Here is a 19,309-nt window from a genome sequence, read left to right as displayed (position 1 = left end):
CGCCGCACGCCTGACCCCCTGGGAGCACTGCCTGTCCCGACGACTCAGCGCATCCGTAGAGCGAACGGTTCCACGGCCCCGCCGACCTGTCGAGGCCCCAATGAGCGGGTGGCTCCAGGACTCATCGTGTCAGCGAACTCGAGGTCGCTGAAGGCGATGTGCAGGCCGCGGGCGCGACGCCCCCCGTCGCGGAAGCAGGGCGTGCCCCGGCGCGAGGGCGAGGATCACGATCTGCTCCTGCACGCCTGCACCGGCATCCTGGGCAGCGGACAACGGCATCGGTGGCCTCTCCTGGATCGACGGCCGTCCCGACGGCAAGCCTGGCGGCTCGTGGCCCGTTCGGGGCGGGAGGTTCGGGACGAAGTGTTCTGTTGGGGTTCCTGGCGCGGTGGGGACCGTCGTGGTTGGAGCACAGTCCTGGGTGAGTTGGACGTTCAGGAGGTATGGGGACGGGGCCGGGCGGGAAAGCGGAACGGAGGCTGCGGCTTGGGGTGGATTCGGTGCAACCGTACCCGCGCGGTGCGGTGATCGGCACAATGGTGGGGGTGTCCACCTATCAGGGGCTGACTGTTCCCGCCCTGCCTCCGGCCGTCTTCGCCGCCGAGCCTGCCCGTAGGGACTGACGCGTGAGCTGGTTCCGCAGTGCGGCGCCGTCGGCTACCGCTGATCCCCGGTACTGCGTGGTCTCCGTGCTGCGCTCCCGTGGCGGGAAGGCCGCGGGAGCGGGAGTACTGCTCGCCCCCGGCACGCTGCTGACCTGCGCTCATGTGGTCAACGATGCCCTGGGCCGAGGCCCTTTCGACAGTCGGGCGCCGGGCCGCGCGACCGTGTCCATAGCCGTCCACGACCCCGTGGGCACCAGCGGGTACGAGGGCCGGACCGTGTACTGGGTGCCGCCCCGCCGCCTCGACGGATCCCCCGGCGTACGCGAAGGGGTGGACCAGGAGTGGCTCGGTGACCTTGCCGTCGTCCGCTTCGACCCGGAGCCCGGCGGAAGTCCCGAGCCGCCGCAGTGGCGGCCCATGGCCGAGGGACAGTCGCTCCGGGCCTGGCACAGCACGGGTCTGCGTAGCTCGTTCGCCGATGTCACCGTCGGGTCCTGCGACGAGGTGTTCGGATACGTCGACGGGCTCCCCACCGGGATGGCCATCGGCCCCGCGTACAGCGGCGGCCCGTTGTGGGCGGCTGCCCACAACGCTGTCGTCGGTATCGTCGCCGCGCACATCATGCCGCCCGCCGATCCTGTCACCGGGCGTCCCCGGCCGTACTCCTCGCAGCATCTTGCGCGCCGGAGCTGGTGCATTCCCTGGCAGCGTGTCGAGAGCGAACTGCGCGCGGTCGGTGCGGGCCGGCTGTTCGACGGGGCCGGGGCCGCCACCGACGATCCCGCGCTGCCGCTGCTGACCGAACTCATCGAGCAGTTCATGCCGTCCACCCTGCGGGCCGAGCGCGCCGTATCGTTGGCCCGCCTGTGCGGACTCGGGTACCGGGACGACGGGTCCGCGCCCGGCCCGGAGGAGTTCGCGCGCCTCCTCGTGACCGAACCGCGCGCTCTGGCCACACTCACCGAGGCATTGCGGCACGAAGCCCGTGCGGTCCGTCAGTTGCTCGCGGCCGGCCGGCTGTCCTCCGTACCGCATCTCCTGTCGCATCGTGAGCACCGCAACCTGCACTCCCTGCTCGGCGCGGTCCCGGGGCCGCTGATGGCGCGGCTGCCCGAAGCCGTCCGGGCCGCGCTGCCGCTGGCCGCGGCCTTCCCGGCGGAGGCCGATCCCGACACCGGGGGCGGCGGGCTTCTCGATCATCTGGAGCGGCTGCCAGGTGACAGCCGTACCGAGCAGACGGGACCGCGTGTACCTGGATTGCTGCGCGTCGTGGAGTATCTGGCCGCGCTGTGCTCGCCGGCGCAGCGGGCCGGACTGCGGCTGTGGAGTGACGGGGTCGCCCAGAGGCTGGGTATTCCTCGGTCCGCGCTCCGTGAACGGCGTTCGGATGCCGAGGAATGGATACAGACTCTGACGGAACGGAGTGCTCCGCCGCGTGTTCTGGTCCATGTGACGCGGGGTGCGGGGAACCGTTTCCGGCTGCGGGTGTGGTGTGACGAGGGTGCCGGGCCGCGTCAGGTCTCGACGGACGGCGACGTCACGTACAGCGGTTCGGAGGCGGCGCAGGAACTGCTGCGGGTGCTGGAGTCGTTCTACCGGGCCGCTCCCGACGACCGAAGACCCCTGGTGGAGGCGCTGGTAGACCGCGCCGGGCTGAACCTGCCGATCGACGAGTGGGAGAGCTTCGGACCTGAGGACGTGGTTCCGGGGGTGATCGGGGCCGAGTATCCGTTGGTGGTGAACTGTCCGGAGCTTCTGCGTCGCAATGAGCGTTTCCTGCCCGACTGGCGCCGCCGGTGGCGCCAGCTCGATACAGGCATGTCCTTGCGGTTCTCCGACGAGGCCGCGGGGCCCCGCGAGATCTACGGCGCGCTGATGGACCGGATGGACGCCGTCCGTGTCGCTGTGGATGTTCCCCCTCGCCTCCGGGACGAGATCGTGCAGGTGTGTCTGGCGGTGGGGGTGCCGGTGGTGGTCTGGGACCGGGGGGCGGGACCGCGTTCCCACGCCGTCGACCACATATCGGAGGTGACGACTCGTCAACTACCCGAAGGCGTCCGGTCGTACCGTGCCAAGACACTGCGGCGCCCCGCCGACTATCCCGGCCGCCCCGTGCTGGCATGGGCGGACGCGGACCGTACCGTGCCCCAACTGCTGCTGTCCGAGCCCCGGGAGAACTGATGAGCACCGCACAGGACGACGGCTGGCGGATCTTCCGCGGCGACGGCATCCGGCGTACGGTCACGATGCCGCCGGCCCCGCCGTGGCGGCGGTTCAAGACGGCCGGGGCGGCGCCCGAGCCGCTGCCGTATCTCATCTCCGGGCAGCACGCCGACGTTGTCAATGCCGCGCTCCATCTGCGCAGGCCGCTGCTGGTGACCGGGCCCGCAGGGACCGGAAAGTCGTCACTGGCGAGGGCCGTCGCTCATGAACTGAACCTGGGCATGCTGCTGCGCTGGCCCGTCAACAGCCGCTCGGGCGTGCAGGACGCGCTCTACCAGTACGACGCCATCGGCCGGCTGCGCGAGACGACCCTCAGCAGGGACCGCGGCGAGAGCGAGCCCTCGATCGGCAGTTTTATCCGCCTGGGCCCGCTCGGTACGGCGCTGGTGCCGCGCGGCACACCCCGGGCGCTGCTCGTCGACGAGATGGACAAGGGCGATGTGGATCTGCCCAACGATCTGCTGACGGTGTTCGAGGAGGGGGTCTTCGAGATTCCCGAACTCATTCGGCTGCCGCAGGAGATGTCCGTCGTCGAGGTTCTCACCGCCGACGGCGACACGCCCGTACCGGTGGAGCGGGGGCGGGTCCACTGCACCGAGTTCCCGGTCGTCGTCATCACCAGCAATGGCGAGCGGGATTTCCCGCCCGCCTTTCTGCGGCGCTGCATCAGACTGGATCTTCCGGTGCCCGACGAGGCCCAGCTCCGCGCGATCGTCACCGCGCATCTCGGGGAGGGTGCGCTCCTGGAGGTGGACGATCTGATGCAGGCCTTCCTGCGCCGCCGGGCGCCGGGCGAACTCGCGACGGACCAGCTCCTGAACGCCGTGTTCCTGCGGGCGGGAGGCGTCGACCTGGACGCCGACGGCCTGCTGAACGCGGTGCTGCACCAGCTGACCGGGACCGTCTGACCGTGTCCGGGGCGGAGGAACGGCTCGGCAAGGTCCTGCGGGTCCTGGCCGGCGCGGGCCTGGACCACGACGCGGGCGAGCTGCTCGACGTGCTGTGGCTGGCCGGACGGCTGCCCGCCGGTGCCCCGCATCTGCCCCTCGCGCGGGCCAGGACCGATGGAGCGCCGCAGGTTCAGGACCGGGTGACGGAGCCCGCCCCGCCGGACGAGACCGGTACGGACGCGCCGGACGCCCCGCCGCCACGGGAGTCGGAGCAGGCCGACCGCGCGGCCCCCGAGCTGTACGCGGCGGCCCGGCCCGCCCCCGCGCCGGGCCGGGGGCCGGTGCCGCAGCCGGCGCCGGGGCGGCGCGACACCTCGGCTCTGCCGCTGCGCGTACCGGAGATCAAGGCGTTCACCGACGAGCTGTCGGTGGGCCGGGCCCTGCGCCCGCTGAAACAGAAACGGCCCAGCCGCTGGCGGCAGGAACTCGACGAGGAGGCGACCGCGTCGGTCCTCGCCGAGACCGGCCTGCCGGACGTCGTGATGCGGCCCCGGCGCGAGCGCTGGCTCAATCTGGTGATCCTGGTGGACGACGGCCTGTCCATGCTGCTGCACCATCGGCTCGCCGCCGAACTGCGCACGATGATGCAGCGGCTCGGCGCCTTCCGATCCATCCACTTCTTCGGTCTGGACACCCGAAGCGCCGACGCGCCCCTGTTCGGGGGCCGACCGTTCGCCGGCGGCGGGGCCCGGATGACACCGTCGGTCCTTACCGATCCGTCCGGCCAGACCCTGATCCTGGTTCTCAGCGACGGTATGGGCACCGCCTGGCGCAATGGCGCCATGCACGACACCCTGCTCGGCTGGGCGGCCACCGGCCCGGTGGCCGTCGTGCACGCCCTGCCGCCCTCGCTCTGGGACGGCTCCGGCATCCAGGCCGACCGCTGGCGGGCCACCACCCGCAGGCCGGGCGCAGCCAACACCTCGTGGGAGATCACCGACCCGGTACTGCCCGCGCCGGTGGTCGAGTTCACCGGCATACCGGTCCCGGTGCTGGAGCCCACCGCCTACGCGGTGGAGGACTGGGCTCGGCTCATCGCCTCACCTGGCGCGACAGTGGAGCTGCCGCTGCTGGCCCGCCCCCGGCGCCACGCGCCCGTCACCGCCTCCGGCCAGACCGGAAGCCTCCAGCACTTCAGGGACGCCGCGTCCCCCGAGGCGTACCGGCTCGCCGCCCATCTCGCCGCCGTCTCGCCCGCCTCCGTACCGGTCATGCGGCTCGTACAGTCGGCCGTACCGTGGCAGGCGAGGACCGCGCAGCTCGCGGAGGTCTTCCTCGGCGGACTGATCAGCCCGGTGCCCGCGCCCGTCCCGGGCCCGCTGCCGGTCCAGCACCGGATCTTCGACTTCTCCGAAGAGACCAAGAACGCACTGCTGGACGCCGTGCCCGTGTCCGAACTGATACGGACGAGCCGCAGCATCGGCCACAGGCTGGAGCAACTCGCGGGCCGCTCACCGGACTTCCCGGCTTGGCTCAGCCATCCGGACGGCGCGGACACCCTGCCCGCCGCCTTTCGCTCCTTCACCGCTGTCGAGCGGCGGCTGATGGCCCGGTTCGGGGTGTCGGACGACGGGCTCGGGTCCGTACCGCAGCAGGAGGAGCCGCAGCGGGACGAGCCCCGGCCCGCCGAGAGCTGGAGCCCGCTGACCCGGCAGGATCCGGTACGGCTGGGACAGTACGAGCTGCGCGGGCGGCGCGTCGGGCGGCGGACCATCGTCTACCGGGGCCGGGCCGCCGACGGCACGCCGGCGGCGGTGCGAGTGGTACGCCCCGAACTGCCGCCCTCCACTGATCAGTTGCTCGCCACCGAGGCCGAGGCCCTGCGGCGGATGGACGGCCGGTATGCGCCGGCGCTGCTGGAGACCGGGCTGGGGGAGCGGCCTCCGTGGATTGCGATGCAGCTCGTGTCGGTCGGCTGGGACGGCCGGGGGGACGTGGCCGACGCCCCCAGGCTCAGTGATGTACTTGCCGCGACCACCGTCGACCGGCCCATGGCGATGGATGTACTGACCAGCCTGACGCTCGGCTGGCACCTGGCCGGCGCGCTCAGCCTCTGCCATCTTCAGGGGCTGGTGCCTGCGGAGATCCCGTCCGACTCGGTGATCATCCTGGGGCGTTCGGTGCTGTTGGGCGGGCTGTCGGACTGCGCGGTGGACGGTGAGTACGGGGGCGCGGGCCCGGCGCCGACCCCGGCGGACAGTGTGAAGGCGCTGGGGGAGCTGCTGCGTGCGATCAGCAGCAGCCAGCGGCCTGTGCTGCCGGGGCAGGCGGGGGGCATGCAGCTGTGGCGGGGCGACATGTGGAAGCCGCTGCGGGAACTCGTACTGCGGTGTGTGGACCCGGATCCCGAGCGGCGGCCGCATGCCAGCGAGGTGACGGGTGTGCTGGCGCGCTATGTGTCGATTGCGGCGGCGATGGCGGGCCAGGACGGGAAGGCGGCCGGCGGGAGGGGCGGCGGGGCCGAGGGGCCTGCGGAGCGGCTGCCCCTGGTGCCCCGGGAGCCGGTTTCCGATGCCTCCCCGGAGTCCGTCACGCGCCCGGCGTTCTCGGCGGAGCGGCTCGGGGGTTGGGCTTTCCTGCGGGGCTCCGGGCGAGCCGAGCACAGTCTCCGGCTCACCCGGCTGCGCGAGCCCCTGACGTTCAGCCGCCGCATCACCGTGGTCGGGGCGGGGCCCAGCTGCGGACGGGGCACGACCACGTTCACCCTCGGCTCGGTGCTGGCCGCGGTCAGGGGGGAGCCCGTCCTGGCGCTGGACGGGGCCCCGGCCAGGGGTACGCTTCAGGACCGGCTCCGGCGCCGGAACCCGGCCACGCTGCGCGACCTCACCACCCTCCCGGTGGACTCGGCGTACGACGAGATCCGGCGCTTCACCACCGCGGTGGCGTCGGGCCTCGAACTCCTCACGCACAGTGCCACGCACCGGGCGGCGAGTCCCGCGTACGCCGACGAGTACCGCCGGGTCCTCACCATGGCCGGGCGGCACTACCCTTTCGTACTCACGGACTGGGCCGCGCCACGGGTGGACGAGTCGGCCGACACGGTGCTGCGCTCGGCCGACCGGCTGGTCGTCTGCTGTACGACCTCGACCCGCACGGTCGACGAGGCGCGCTCCCTGCTCGGCCGCCTGCGTGACCGGGGCTTCCAAGGCCTCGCCGACCGCGCCGTGATCGTGGTGACCCGCCTGGGCGGTGAGCTGTCGGAGCGCGGGGTCCGCGAGCTGCTGCGTGGTCACGGGGGCGGCATCGTGTTTGTACCGTACGACCTCGAACTGGCCGGCCGCCAACACACCGGCCTCAAACTCCTCCGCACCCGCACGGTGAGGGCGTTCCTGCGCCTCGGCCTGCTGATCACCGACGACATGGGCCCAGAGGAGAGCCGCTAGAGTGCTGTCACGGTGCTCCGCGAGATCGACACGAGCGGCCTGACCGGACCTTCGCCTTCGACGAGTTCGGCCCGCTGGGCGTTCGTCCGACTGCTGGCTTGTGCCGGGCCAGACAGGGCAAGCCTGACCGGCTGCCGGCGACCTGCCCGTGTCCAGCGCGTGGTGGCTGAGCCACTCGGACCACCAGGGGCCGTCGTTTCCGGCCTTGTCCAGCTGGTCGTGCGCGGTGTTGCGGGCGCGGCGCAGGTTTTCGATGTCGCCTGTCGTAGCGGGGTGCCCGGAGTCTGTTCTTCACCCCGGGTGGCCGTCCGGGGCCGGGCCGAAGCGCGTCGCGCTACGGTCGGCGTGTCTTTGCGGGTTTGGCTCCTGGGTCTGGGCTCAGCCGAATGACATGTCGATGGAGCGCGACTGGACGGCGTCCAGAGCGGCCATGGCGGTGTCGTCCAGGGCGATCGTTCCGGCAGCGACGTTGGCCTCGAGGTGTTCGGTGTTCGCGGTGCCGGCGATGAGCAGCACGTTCTGTGCGTGGTGCAGAAGCCAGGCGAGGCCGATTTGTGCGGGGGTACGGCCGAGGGACCGCGCGGTGGTGCTGACGGCCGGTTCGTCGGTCACCTTCGGCATGCCGGGGAAAGCGCCGCCGAGCGGGAAGAACGGTACCCAGGCGATCTGCTCGTCGACGCAGAGCCGGAGCATGTCCTCGTCGCCGCGTGCCACCAGGCTGTAGGCATTCTGGACGCAGGCGATGCCCGCGGGAAGGGCCTGGCGCAGTCCGTCGAGGGTGACGCTGCTCAGGCCGATCGCGCCGATCCTGCCCTCGTCCCGTAGGGAGGTCATCACCGCGAGCTGGTCGTCGAGATCGACCACTTGGTCTCCCTCGGCCCGCAGACCTGGCCCGGTGTCCAGGCGGCGCAGGTTCACCACCGGGATCTGGTCGAGGCCGAGCGTTTTGAGGTTGTCCTCGACGCTCGCCCTCAGCTGCTCGGGGCGCTGGGCGGGACGCAGCGGAATGGCGCCGCCCGGGTTGGGGTCGGCGCCGACCTTACTGACGATCACGACGCCGTCCTCGGGGCGGAACGCGTCGCGGATGAGCCCGTTGACGAAGCCGTCGCCGTAGAAGTGGGCGGTGTCGACGTGGTCGACGCCGAGTTCCAGCGCGCGGCGCAGGAGGCTGATCGCGGCCGCGCGGTCGGCGTGCAAGCGCTCCAACTGCATCGCGCCGAATCCGATGCGGGACACCGTGTGGTCGCCGAGCGTCCCGGCCTTGCCGGCACGTGGAGCACCGGAGGGCGTCAGTTGCGGGGAGTGAGCGGTGTTTGCGGTCATGGGCGACCCTTCCGCGTAAGCTAGGTGAAGCGGAGGAACCTCCGCTTCTCCATCACTGTACCGGAGGTTCCTCCGCATTGAGTACCGGCGACCCCGTACCCCCCGGAACCGACATCGGGAACCGGCCTCGTGGCGCCCGCGCCCCCCGGGCCGACGCGCAGCGCAACCGCGACAAGCTCATCCGGGTCGCCAGGGCCGCCTTCACGGCTGCCGAGGGCACCGTCCCGCTCGAAGCCATCGCCCGCGACGCCGGCGTCGGCATCGGCACGCTGTACCGCCACTTCCCGACCAGGGAGGCTCTGGTGGAGGCCGTGTACGCCGCCGAACTCGACGATGTCACCGGCAGCGTTCCAGCGCTGCTCCGGCAACTCCCGCCGGACGCGGCGCTGCGCGCATGGATGGAGCGCTACGCCGCCTTCGTCGCCACGAAACGGGCGATGGCCGAGACGCTCCGAGCCGGCTGGGCCTCAGGGCGGATCGCCACACCGGCCACCCGGGAACGCATCACCGCTGCCATCGCCACGATCCTGGCCGGCGGGGCCGAAGCCGGCACGCTGCGCACCGACGTCGACCCGCAGGACATCACCGTGATGCTGATGGGGACCCTCCTCGCCACCACGGGCGGTGACTCCCCTGGGCAGGCCGGACGGCTGCTCGACCTGGTCATGGACGCACTACGACCGAAAACGGCTCACTGACCCGCGCCCCGCCCGAAACGGTTGGTCAGGTGGGGGCTTGCGCCGGCTCCGGGAGTCCCGGGCCCAGATCCCTGTGGGTTCAAAGGAACCGAAAGTCCTTCGGCCTGAACCCACGGGTCTACCGGTCTGCTTCAGGCCGGTGCACGTGTAGGTTCGGTTGGGACACGACGATGCTGTGCAAGCCGAAGAGCTTCGGCCGTGACATCGGCGTCGACCTGTGTCGGTGTTCTGTCGCCGTATTCGAGGACGTCGTAGTCGTCGTCCAGTTCGGCGAGTCGCTCGGCCAGGGGCAGTTCGTGCCCGAAGCGCTGGTGGATCCGGAAGGCCAGCTCGCGTGGGGTCAGCTCGCCGGCCGGCATCCGGGTGGCAAGTGCTCGTGCGGCGGTTTCCTGTCCGGCAACGCTGCCCACTGGGTGCAAGGTGAGGCCCAGTTCGTCGAGTACTGGGGGAAGAAGGTCGGAGACGTCGTAATCCGCCTCCGCTTCTGTGCACGCGGCCGAAATCCGCAGAGCAGGACTGTCGAGGCCGGCAATGAGTGCATCACAGGCAGCAGTGACGACGTCGGTTGCGCGGATTTCGCCCATGCTCCAGAGAGCGGCGCAGTCCTGAAGCTCGCGGGCTGCTGGTTCGGTCGACGGCGTCTGTGCGTGGTCTCGTCAGTGGGTTGAACTGGTCGAGTGGATTTCACTGTGATGCCTGCTCGGCAGATCCGCTCGACCGTGTCGGTGGCCTGTCAGTGCCAGGAGCCCGGGGTGTTCCCGACCGCGCGGGGCGTATGTGGTGTCTGTGTTGTTCGTTGGTGTGGTCCGGGTGGGTGGGTGGGTGGAGGGGGTCGCAGTCGGTGTGGCCGGTGTGCTTCCGGGTGGTGTTGGTGAGTCGGTCGGGGTCGGGGTGGATGTCGGGGGTGTGGGCCGGATCCTGGTGCAGGTATCTGGCTGGCAGTGTCCGTTCCGGCCAGCAGGGGCTGTGGCCGGGCTGCCCGCCGGGCTTGTGCGCTGGGTGCTGGCTGGTACCGGTGTGGACGAGGGGGACGAGGTGTTCTTCGGGTGTCTGGCCTGCGGTGAGGGCATCGGCGTCGCCCGTTCCGGCGGCTGCGGCTCGGTGGTGGTGTGGGCCGCTACCGCCTCCCGTTACGTGCCGCCCGCCGGCCGGGCCCGTGCCGTCGTGGACACCTTGCTGCGCGCCGGCTTGGACGCCGTGGATGCGACGTGTCATCGACGGCCCGTACGGCGCCGGTTCCTCGCCGATCGGCAGGGACAAGGACCGGCGCCAGACGGTCGTCGCCGACGTCGCCGACGTCGCCGACGTTGTGATCCGCTGCTGTGTCAGCGAGATGTCCTGATAGGTCACTGTGGCCCGCGCCGTCTGCATCTGAGACCCCTGCACGGATTCCTTGAGGTTGGGGGGGTGGGGTCAGGCCGTCGGCGGCTGGTCGGCGGGAGGGGCGTGGCCGGCGGGCTGGTCCAGCTGCTGCCGGCGCCACCCGCCAGGGCTGATCGTCCACCGAATGTGTGACATCCCGCGAGTTCCCTCGAGTACGGAAGCCCCATGCCTCTGTGGCCAGGGGCTTCTGCCTCTTTCCGGCGTCTTGTCGTCCGGTGACGTGACTTCGGGATTTTTGAGGCGTCCTCGCTGTGTCCGGCCGGTGTGCCGTCAGGCTGGAGGCGGGGAGGCTCGGTTGGCGTTGGTGGTGCTGGTGGTCGGTGTGGTCAGTGGTAGTCGTCGGGGTGGTCCTGCATCCAGGTGTTGATCCGGCCGCGGACGCTGATCAGTTGTGTGCGGTGTGTCTCCAGGTTCTGCGTGGAGGTGTCGCCGTTGAGTGTCGTGCGGAGGTCGGCGATCCACGCGATGGGCTCGGGGAAGTGGCCTGGGCCTTTCGGGTCCGCCTTCATCGCCGTATCGAGGCCTGTCAGTTCTTCGTGGACTCTGCCCAGGTAGTACGCGCAGTCTCCTGAGCCTGGTGTGCAGGTGTCGTTGAGGGTGGCCTGGAGGCCGGCGAAGGCGTCGCGGACCAGTTCCGGCCTCGGGGCGGCCGCGGGGGCCGGATCGACGGCGGTGTTCTCCTGCACCGTGGCGTCCGCCGGTGCCGGGGCGGACCCCACGGTGCGGGAGGTGTCCCTCGTCCCGGCGCCTGCGGAGGTGTGGTCCGTGCCCGCGGAACAGGACAGCAGACAGGCCGCGGTTATCGCGGTGAAGATTCCCGTACGCCCGACACGCCGGATCCGCATGAAGCCCCCTTGTAGTGATCACGGCCCTCGTGGTGATCACAGCGACTCTACTGCGGGCTGGGAGGGCCAGGTCTTGCGGGTGGTCCGATACGTCGGCCGCAGTGTCAGCGCGTAAGTACGACATCCTCGGACACAGCGCCGGAACACCAGTAAGGGCGGCGCTGATGGTGCCCCCGAGGCGCTTCGACACGCTCACCACCTCGTGTTCCACCCGAACCCGCGCGCTGAAGAGCCTTCAGTTTCCGCGAACCCCCGGGGCTCACAGGGTGCCGGTAGGAATCCGGTCATCGGCAGGTCCAGGAGCAGGGCGTTACGGGACCGGGCTTCGATACGGCTCGTGGGTGTTGTTGGTCTGTTCGGGGTGCGCCGTCGCGTCTACGGGAAAATAGTAGCCATGGACATAGTATCCATGTACTCTATTCGCTATGGGTAAGGCTTCGCCGGGTCCCACGCCCGGCTTTCTGGTGTGGCGGCTCGCCGGCAAGTGGCGCGTCGCGGTCGATCGTGCGGTGGCTCCGTTGGGTCTCACCCACGCGCAGTACGTACTGGTCGCGTCGCTGCACGGTATGCAGTGCAGCGGCGAGCGGCCCAGCCAGCGCCGGCTCGCGGACCGCACCGGCCTGGAGGCGCTGTACGTCTCGAAGCTGGCGCGCGCCCTGGAGACGACCGGTCAGATCGAACGCACCCGGGACCCCCGCGATCCGCGCGCCGTACAGCTCGCCCTCACCGAGCAGGGCGAGGCCGTCGCGCGGCAGGCCATCGCGGCGGTCCAGCAGCTGCTTCAGCAGTTGCTGGAGCCGCTCGGCGGCCTCGACGCCCCGCGCACGCGCGCGTTCGCCGACGAGCTGACGACCCTGCTCGACGTACCTCTCACTCCATCCGTGCCGAACGACGAGAGCACTCAGGGGACAACACCATGACCACCACCGAACCCGCCACCACCGAACCCGCCACCACCGAACCCGCCACCACCGAACCCGCCACCACCGAACCCGCCACCACCGAACCCGCCACCACCGGGCCCGTCGCCGATGCCCGCGCCCTGGCGCTGGCCCACTACGCCGCCCGCGGCGTTCTGGAGCATTTCCTGGCGCGGCACGGCATCACGTTTCAGCAGCAGATCGCCCTGCGCGCCGCCCTCACCGCCGACGCCCCGCGGACGCCCGACGATCTCGTCACCCAGGTCCAGGGCTACCTCAAGGCCGATCCGGCCGGCATCCGCGCCACTCTCGACGAGCTGCTGGCCAAGCGGCTGCTCGTCGCGGATGGTGCGCACCTTCGCCCCACGGAGGCAGGGCGCGAGCTGACGGCCGCCGTCGGCGCGGAGACGGCCCCCGTCAGCGCCCGCATTTGGGGCGGGATACCCGCCGCGGACCTGGCCGCCGCCGGCCGCGTCCTCGCCCTGGTCACCGAGCGCGCCAACGCGGAGCTCGCGGCACTGACCACCTGACCACCTGACCGCCGGCCGGGCCGATCAGTACAAACGCGCAGGCTGCCCACGCCTCCGCGCGGAAACGCGGGAACGCGGGCCGACGGTCACCGAGGTGATCACCGACGAGTACGGCCAGCCCGACCCGGGCCGCCGCCCAGGGCGGCAGCGGATCCGGGAACTGGCCGTCGCCGGCGCCGTCGCCACGGTACTCGTACGCCGACCGGCCGCCATCGCCCCGGAGCCGGCGTACGAGTTCCGCCACCGCGGGACCCGCTGTGTCTCCGGGAGCACGGCGTGCGCGTGCGCTGCACCTGGCCCCCGCCGGCCACGACGGGCGGTCAGGCCCCGTGAGCCCGCTCCACCGCGGTCACCCCTGGACCGGCCGGGACGTCAAGGACACCGCGACCGGCCGGCGCGGAACCCTGCGTGCCATCGCCCCCGACAGTGACGAACGAGCCCTGCCCGGTGGCATGGCTCCTGCAGCCCGGCAGAGGTGTGGAACGGACCGCCGGCCCGAAGGCCCTCGCCGACCCCGCCCCACTCACACCGGACACCACGCCCTCCTGAGCGGCCTTCGCGGGGGCCGTCACCGCGCACTGCCCTGGTGGCGGCCCCGGCCCCTCGGCAGCGCGCTTGCCGGGCCGGCCTGTCAGGTCTCGGAGGCGTCGCTGCCGGTTCGCCGGCCCAGGGAACGGATCAGCAGCTCAGCACGGACCAGCACGGTAAGGAAGGCGACCGTGCCGATGAGCACGATCGACCAGGCAACCGCCCGCCCGACGGACTCGGTACGCAACACATACGGCGTGAACACCGCCATCACAACGGCGAGTACACCAAGTGCGCCCGGCCGGACGAACCTCATCGCCATCTCCCTCGGGCGTCGTCAGGACGGCCTCGTCGGCACCGGCTTGCGGGCCGACCCCGCCTACGGCGACCCGGGCGGGCGTACGGTCGTGCTGCCCCGGCCCCGAGGATCCGCACCGCCGAACCGCGCGAGGACCGCGCCGGGTCCCGGAAGCGCTGTACGCCTTGCTGTGCAGCCGGGGGGTACGTTCGACCGGGCTCTTGAGGGCCTGGTGGCGGTTGGTGCGCTGACGCTGGGGGAGGGGCTGAGTCCGGGCATCCCTGGGCCCGCCCGGGCGCCCGGCCCCTGCCGGACATGGTGGCCGTCCCGGGGAGCAGCGCGGAGGTCGGACCGGCCACGGTCTGCTGTACGGCCCTGGGAACGCCCAGTCCGCTCAGTTCCGCGTCACGGCCGCGGAACCCGGCACAACCCGGCACACACCGGCTCCGGTTCACTTTTCTGCACCACGACACCGGCATCGCCCCGCACCAGGTGGAGACAGACCTGAACATCGCGGCTGTCGGTCCCCCGAGGGCGGCGCGGAGACGCAGGCGGCCTCACAAGGGGGAGGCCCTGACCGGTGCCGCGCCCGTTGACCTCGCACGTCGTCCAGGACCCCGGCGACGGCTTCCGCTTCCTGCCACATCTGGAGCCGGAGCCGCCCGGTCTCCGCATCAGTTGCGATGTCCCCGGCGGCGGCCGGGTCCGGGCGCGTATGACGGTCCGTATGACGGGCACGTCCGTTCCCGCGCTCATGGGCACCGAGCACAAGGCCGATCTGAGAGTCCGGCCCGAAGAGGTCCATGGCGCGTCGGCCCGACTCTGCGCTTGTTGGAAGGAGCGGTTCGTCGACTTCCAGCCGGTCGACGGCCGAGGCCGGGCCCTGAGGGACCGGCGGCGCCCGTACGCGGTGGCTCCAGATCCCAGCGGCGAATCGGAGGACGGGCTGCGCACGGTGGTGGCCGAGCCGGCCCGCGGTGGTGAGCCCGTGCTGTCCGACACTCTGCTGCGAGGAGACGATGTACAGATCGAGACGTTCCGCACCTGTCTCCGCACGGCCTTGTCCGCACAGGAGCTACGGGTACGGTCCGACTCCGGGAGCAGCCGCATGTCGACGACATGCCTTTCGTGCTGGCCGCGCCGTCCTTCCACAGCCCCAGCGCCCTGATCCACACCAGCAGCTCCCCGGCTACCCACCTTTATGGGATCCGGGACATCGCCACCCGCGACAGTCACGCCTCGCCCGTGCTGAACCCCCAGGTCGTCACAGAACACCGGCACAAGCACAAGACGATCCCGAGCAGCCTGTTCGCCCAGTCGGAAGCCGAGCACCCAGGGCCTCTCGTGTGGATCTCGCTGGGCTCGCGTGCCCGCAGTGACATCGGCCGCTGCCGCGGCGGGCCGCGCCTTGCGGCGTTGTCGTGGTCGCCTGCTCCCTCACAGCCTTAAGGGCGTGGGAGGGACCCCCTCCGCGTGGGCTGCTTCCTCCGCCTTGCGATCCACGGCACCAACGCCGGCATCAGCCGCTCCCGCGGCGGGCGCTCCCTGATCCAGCCAGACCCAAACGAAAGACCCCAGCCGCCGTGATCTTCACCAACAGCGCCACCCGTGTCGAAGTTCGCCCGCACGGAACCGAACGCGGCTACAGGCCGGGAGACATAGCCATGACCCGCCTCGGCCTCATGTACGACCCCGACCCGGACGCGGCCCTGCCCATGCCACTCGGCTACGTCGCCGGTAACTACGGACCGGAGAAAAACGAAACCTTCAGCAAGGCTTCCAAGTGCTGCACAATCCGCGGGCCCGCACGCCCGTCGCCACCGGCGCCCCGGACGGCTTCACCGAGCACCGCCTCCAGCCGGACGGCAGACTGCTCACCACCCCACCACCAGCCCGACCACTTCGTCTCCCGCACCCTGAATTTTTCCAAGGCAGCAACGCGCTGCATACGGCCCGCCACCACGCACAGCAGCACCTGGCCGGTATGACAGCATCCGTAGAGGCAGGCCTACACCCAGCGCATGCCGATCGCGGACAGCAGCTCCACGCGCTCCGGCGCCAGCATCGCAGCCCTGCTGCGCTGGTTGCCGATCCAGGCGCCCAGCTTGAACTCCCGCTCCTCCTGGTCCCCGTCGCCGCCGACCACGATCGTCTCCACGTGTTTCCGGGGCACCCGCAGGTGCCCCTCACGCTCGTAAAACTGCCGGGCGGCGGCAAGGTGGGCGGCCCACTTGTCGGCCTGCGTGCGGCGCGCGGGCGGCTTCTCGTCCTCGGCCGCGGGTGTGATCCCGAGGACCTGCTCGCACAACCACTGCTGCACGGTGGTGAGCTTGTCCCAGCCCAGCCGCTGTACCCGCACCCACCGCCCGAGGTCCTCGCCCTGGCGCACCACGTCCCCCGACCCGGTAGGCAGGGCACCGCCCTCGTCCAGGTACAGCCGGGTGAGGTGGAACGCCCGCTGCCACTCCACCGGCCAGACCGGGCACCACGACGGATCGATCTCCCCCAACTGCTCGCGCCGGTCCTCCGACAGCGCCCCGGCCGACGAACCGACCGGGAGCCCCTCGGCACGCCGCCGCTCAATCCCAGCAGCCTTCCGCGCGGCGGCCCGAGCGTTCTTGAGCCAGATACCCACCTTCGCACCCTGGTAGGTGGCATCCAGCGGAGCCAGGAGGTGCCCGTTCTCGGCAGCCCACCCGCGGGCGGCGGCCAGACCCTCCTCCCACGCGACATCGAAGTGCGACCACACCATGCCCAATTTCTCCAACTGCTCGACACGGTCCTCGTCCATGTCCCCGCGGGCGTAGAAGCGGCGGGCGTCGGCGATCCATTGCCCCAGTGGGAAGTTGGCCAGCGAGGCCGGCCACCCCGCCCCTACCGCCTCGGGACCCTTCGGCACCCGGTACGTGAACGGCACCCTCAGATCGCCGACCTCACGCGCGTACAACACAGCGGCCTCCACGCCCCGACGCCAGTGCTCGTGCTCGGGGTTGAGGACCCGCAGCTTGATGAACGCAGCCAGCGCGGCCGGGTCACGCGGCGTGGAAAACTTCAACAACGCCTTTGCCGATACGGACGGACCGCCAGCCCAACCCCCACTACCGCCCTCGCCCTTGGCGCCCCTCTGGACGGGCTTGGAACGGCTCGGGGCCTGCTGCTGCGCCAACTGCTCCACGATACGGGTGTCGTGTGCCCTGAGCGCCTCCAGCAGCTTCGCCAGCCCACCGAACGCCCGGCTTGTGAGCATGTTGTCCGCCGTCTCCCCGGGAGCCAGGAGCACCGGCACCACGAGAGAGGCCATCTTGCCCTCACCGGGCTGCATCCGCAGCGCACGGCCCACGGCCTGGACCAGGTCGGGCATCGAGCCGCGCACGTCGGCGAAGAACACGGAGTCGCAGTCGCGGATGTCGACGCCCTCGCCCAACACCTTCACGGAGCTGAGGAATGCCTTCTCCACCACCGTGCCGTCGGCGGCGATCAGGGAGGAGAACTCCCCGAGCACGCGCCGACGGCGGAGCGGCTTGTGATCGCCGCACAGCCAGTCCGCCCACACCGTCGCCGGATACAGCTCCCGATCAGCGGCGTGCAACTGCGCCGCAACACCCCGAACCCCGGAAGAGAAAGCCTCAGCCTCCTTCACGACGTGGTGGAACACCAGCGTGCGCTTGAAGGCCTCCTCAGCTGACGCCTTCACCAACGCCGTCTGCAAGGCACCGAGACGTGCCCCACGCATCTCGTCCGACCGGCCCTCGGCACCGAGCAACAGCGCGGCCTGAAACTCCGTATCGGTGATGTCCACACACACCACCTGGTACGGCGCACAGATACCCCGGTCGATCGCCTCCGACAGCGTCAGGGTCAAACACCGGCTGCCGAACGGCCCGTCAGGGTCGTCCTCCATGCTCGCTACCAACTCACCCGGCGCGCCCCGCTGCTCCTGGTCCTCGTCCAGCTGCCACAACCGGGGCGTGGCCGTCATGTACAGACGCCGCAGCGACGGGATCCGCCGGTTGTCGTGTACGACCGCCCACGGCTTCCCGATCCGGCCGGACGTACGGTGCGCCTCGTCCACGACGATCAGGTCCCAGGCCGAAAGGCCGGCGGCGTGCGCCCGCTCCAGTGTGCCCAGACCGAGGCTGGCGTACGTGGCGTACACGGTGACCTTGTCCAGGCCCCTCGTCCACTCCACCAGCTCGTCCACGTCCGTGGTGTTGGGGAAGGACACCTCCCCACCCCGCAGGGAAGAGACCCCGATCATTGGGCCACGGCGGCCTCCCTCACGCCACGCGGTCTCGGTTTGGGTGAGCAGGTCCAGTGAGGGCACGAGGACCAGCACACGGCCCGCGTGGAGCTCTTCCGCGCTGCGGACCGCCACCCGGGTCTTCCCGGACCCGGTCGCCATGATCACCTGAGTCCGCAGCCCCTGCTCGGGCACAAGTGATCTTGCAGGCAATTCGAGGGCACGCAGGACCGCGTCAATAGCTTCTCGCTGGGCTGCCTCGCGCTGATCGGCGCGGCTTGTGGTCGACATATCCATCTGCTTTCTCCCGGGTGCCGTCCGGGTCGATTCGAGCGACGGGAAACGAGAGACCTGCATGTAAGAGAGCCGTAGGGGTTACGGTGGAAGTGGCGCTGTTGTTGGCTGACTTGATCCAGTCGGGGCGCTAGCGGGGCAGGTAAATGGAACTCAATAAAGCTCCGAAGTACTCCGGAGTGGTGTGGTCTAGGTCCAGAGTCTATCTCATCATTCAAAATGAAGCACAGGAATGGAGATATTCCCCGCCCCGGCGTCACCGCAAACCCGATGGGGATCCTGACGGTCACTCAAATCGCGTCCTTGTCCGGATGTCGCCCTCAGGTGAGTGCGTTCCCGGCTTGAGTGTCATGAGTGCGCGTACTCATGTGTGCGGACCTCCCCTTGCGTCACGCTGTCTTTTCATGACAAGTCGTCGGGAGGGGCAGGCGTGATGCGTGCGAGGAAGATTGCAACTGTGTTGATAGTGGCGGCGTTTGGCCTGGCAGGGGCGATGCCTGCCGCGGCGGCTGGAGGTCTTCTTCCTCACCCAGGGCCAGAGGGCTTGGTGTGGGTGGAGGAGATGACCGGAGGCGGTGGAGTCGCCTCGGGAGGTGCGTGGGAGGGGCTGCCGACCGTACTCACCGTGGCCTGTGAGGGCGGCGGCAGCGTGTTGGTGACGATGGACTCACAGCAGGTGCGGGTGGCCGAGTTCGCGGTGGACTGTCCTGCCGGCAGTGCGGGTGTGGGCTCGGTGACCATGGATGCGGGTGTCGTGCGGCGGGGGTCTTTCACGGTGGGGATTGACGCTTCGCAGGACAGTATCCGGTGGGCCCTGACGGTGACACAGCCCGAGTAGAAGCCCGTTGATGCCCACCGCTTCACTGCCACGGTGGGCATCAACCCCACCCTCCTGCTGCGCTTTTTGGTGGCTGGAGCGCAGCGGAGGTCACCAGTCCGGGCTTCGCCCGGACTCTGAGCCGCAACGCGGCTCGGTTTCCCCGCTACTGGGCTTCGGAGCGGAGCGGAGGAGCCCAGTAGCGGGTTTCACTGGCTTCGGTGAGCGGAGCGAGCCGTTGGTGCTCTCGCGGAGCGAGAGCACCACACCCC

The 19,309-nt window shown here is 70.6% G+C and carries 14 protein-coding genes and 1 pseudogene; 9 read left to right on the top strand and 6 right to left on the bottom strand.

The annotated features are described in order from the left end of the window. The first annotated feature begins 626 nt into the window (after nucleotides 1-626). The 4 genes and pseudogenes from ACFU9P_RS00075 to ACFU9P_RS00060 form a co-directional block, all read left to right on the top strand. On the top strand, nucleotides 627-2,786 hold the full coding sequence (locus ACFU9P_RS00075) for a trypsin-like peptidase domain-containing protein (protein ID WP_384076455.1): 2,160 nt from the start codon (nucleotides 627-629) through the stop codon (nucleotides 2,784-2,786). Then, nucleotides 2,786-3,736: an AAA family ATPase gene (locus tag ACFU9P_RS00070; protein ID WP_376380873.1), complete on the top strand. Its 951-nt coding sequence runs from the start codon at nucleotides 2,786-2,788 to the stop codon at nucleotides 3,734-3,736. Before ACFU9P_RS00075 ends, ACFU9P_RS00070 begins: the two co-directional genes overlap by 1 nt. A 2-nt stretch (nucleotides 3,737-3,738) precedes the next feature. After that, entirely contained in the window at nucleotides 3,739-7,161 is a 3,423-nt protein-coding gene (locus ACFU9P_RS00065) for an SAV_2336 N-terminal domain-related protein (protein ID WP_384076452.1), read from the top strand. Nucleotides 7,162-7,199: 38 nt separating this feature from the next. Continuing rightward, nucleotides 7,200-7,304: pseudogene (locus tag ACFU9P_RS00060) on the top strand (IS630 family transposase); the annotation flags it as partial. Nucleotides 7,305-7,539: 235 nt separating this feature from the next. Here the strand turns inward: ACFU9P_RS00060 and ACFU9P_RS00055 are convergent. Next, on the bottom strand, nucleotides 7,540-8,484 hold the full coding sequence (locus ACFU9P_RS00055; RefSeq protein WP_384076449.1) for an aldo/keto reductase: 945 nt from the start codon (nucleotides 8,482-8,484) through the stop codon (nucleotides 7,540-7,542). 77 nt (nucleotides 8,485-8,561) lie between these two features. Between ACFU9P_RS00055 and ACFU9P_RS00050 the strand changes: the two genes are divergently transcribed. Continuing rightward, nucleotides 8,562-9,182 (top strand): TetR/AcrR family transcriptional regulator, encoded by a 621-nt coding sequence (locus ACFU9P_RS00050; protein ID WP_384076447.1) that lies wholly within the window; start codon nucleotides 8,562-8,564, stop codon nucleotides 9,180-9,182. Between the two features lie 131 nt (nucleotides 9,183-9,313). Here the strand turns inward: ACFU9P_RS00050 and ACFU9P_RS00045 are convergent, their stop codons facing one another. Next, nucleotides 9,314-9,766, bottom strand: a complete 453-nt coding sequence (locus ACFU9P_RS00045) for a hypothetical protein (protein WP_384076444.1) — start codon at nucleotides 9,764-9,766, stop codon at nucleotides 9,314-9,316. 617 nt (nucleotides 9,767-10,383) lie between these two features. Between ACFU9P_RS00045 and ACFU9P_RS00040 the strand changes: the two genes are divergently transcribed. Further along, nucleotides 10,384-10,524, top strand: a complete 141-nt coding sequence (locus tag ACFU9P_RS00040; protein ID WP_384076441.1) for a hypothetical protein — start codon at nucleotides 10,384-10,386, stop codon at nucleotides 10,522-10,524. 367 nt (nucleotides 10,525-10,891) lie between these two features. On the opposite strand, the gene ACFU9P_RS00035 is transcribed toward ACFU9P_RS00040, so the two are convergent. Then, complete coding sequence (locus ACFU9P_RS00035) at nucleotides 10,892-11,410, bottom strand: hypothetical protein (protein ID WP_384076438.1); 519 nt, start codon at nucleotides 11,408-11,410, stop codon at nucleotides 10,892-10,894. Nucleotides 11,411-11,835: 425 nt separating this feature from the next. Between ACFU9P_RS00035 and ACFU9P_RS00030 the strand changes: the two genes are divergently transcribed. Both ACFU9P_RS00030 and ACFU9P_RS00025 read left to right on the top strand, forming a co-directional pair. Next, nucleotides 11,836-12,330, top strand: a complete 495-nt coding sequence (locus ACFU9P_RS00030) for a MarR family winged helix-turn-helix transcriptional regulator (RefSeq protein WP_384076435.1) — start codon at nucleotides 11,836-11,838, stop codon at nucleotides 12,328-12,330. Then, nucleotides 12,327-12,860 carry a MarR family transcriptional regulator gene (locus ACFU9P_RS00025; protein WP_384076432.1) on the top strand — a complete coding sequence of 178 codons (534 nt, stop codon included), beginning with the start codon at nucleotides 12,327-12,329 and terminating at the stop codon, nucleotides 12,858-12,860. Before ACFU9P_RS00030 ends, ACFU9P_RS00025 begins: the two co-directional genes overlap by 4 nt. A gap of 631 nt (nucleotides 12,861-13,491) precedes the next feature. Here the strand turns inward: ACFU9P_RS00025 and ACFU9P_RS00020 are convergent. After that, on the bottom strand, nucleotides 13,492-13,704 hold the full coding sequence (locus ACFU9P_RS00020; RefSeq protein ID WP_384076430.1) for a hypothetical protein: 213 nt from the start codon (nucleotides 13,702-13,704) through the stop codon (nucleotides 13,492-13,494). 562 nt (nucleotides 13,705-14,266) lie between these two features. On the opposite strand from ACFU9P_RS00020, the gene ACFU9P_RS00015 reads away from it, so the two are divergent. After that, nucleotides 14,267-14,854 (top strand): hypothetical protein, encoded by a 588-nt coding sequence (locus ACFU9P_RS00015; protein ID WP_384076427.1) that lies wholly within the window; start codon nucleotides 14,267-14,269, stop codon nucleotides 14,852-14,854. Between the two features lie 573 nt (nucleotides 14,855-15,427). Here the strand turns inward: ACFU9P_RS00015 and ACFU9P_RS00010 are convergent. Then, nucleotides 15,428-15,661, bottom strand: coding sequence for a hypothetical protein (locus ACFU9P_RS00010; RefSeq protein WP_384076424.1), 234 nt, complete (start codon nucleotides 15,659-15,661; stop codon nucleotides 15,428-15,430). Between the two features lie 33 nt (nucleotides 15,662-15,694). Beyond that, a complete protein-coding gene (locus ACFU9P_RS00005; RefSeq protein WP_384076421.1) occupies nucleotides 15,695-18,217 on the bottom strand; it encodes a Helicase associated domain protein in 2,523 nt (840 codons plus the stop codon). Between the last annotated feature and the right edge of the window lie 1,092 nt (nucleotides 18,218-19,309).

The sequence above is a fragment of the Streptomyces sp. NPDC057617 genome, assembly GCF_042800555.1.
Lineage (GTDB): Bacteria > Actinomycetota > Actinomycetes > Streptomycetales > Streptomycetaceae > Streptomyces.
Note: the sequence above shows the minus strand (reverse complement) of the source record. Positions and strands in the feature narration are given on the sequence as shown.

Coding starts and splice junctions, on each gene's coding strand:
- ACFU9P_RS00005 (WP_384076421.1), bottom strand. CDS start 18,217: ATGTCGACCACAAGCCGCGCCGATCAGCGCGAGGCAGCCCAGCGAGAA.
- ACFU9P_RS00020 (WP_384076430.1), bottom strand. CDS start 13,704: ATGAGGTTCGTCCGGCCGGGCGCACTTGGTGTACTCGCCGTTGTGATG.
- ACFU9P_RS00070 (WP_376380873.1), top strand. CDS start 2,786: ATGAGCACCGCACAGGACGACGGCTGGCGGATCTTCCGCGGCGACGGC.
- ACFU9P_RS00040 (WP_384076441.1), top strand. CDS start 10,384: ATGCGACGTGTCATCGACGGCCCGTACGGCGCCGGTTCCTCGCCGATC.
- ACFU9P_RS00035 (WP_384076438.1), bottom strand. CDS start 11,410: ATGCGGATCCGGCGTGTCGGGCGTACGGGAATCTTCACCGCGATAACC.
- ACFU9P_RS00045 (WP_384076444.1), bottom strand. CDS start 9,766: ATGGGCGAAATCCGCGCAACCGACGTCGTCACTGCTGCCTGTGATGCA.
- ACFU9P_RS00055 (WP_384076449.1), bottom strand. CDS start 8,484: ATGACCGCAAACACCGCTCACTCCCCGCAACTGACGCCCTCCGGTGCT.
- ACFU9P_RS00025 (WP_384076432.1), top strand. CDS start 12,327: ATGACCACCACCGAACCCGCCACCACCGAACCCGCCACCACCGAACCC.
- ACFU9P_RS00030 (WP_384076435.1), top strand. CDS start 11,836: ATGGGTAAGGCTTCGCCGGGTCCCACGCCCGGCTTTCTGGTGTGGCGG.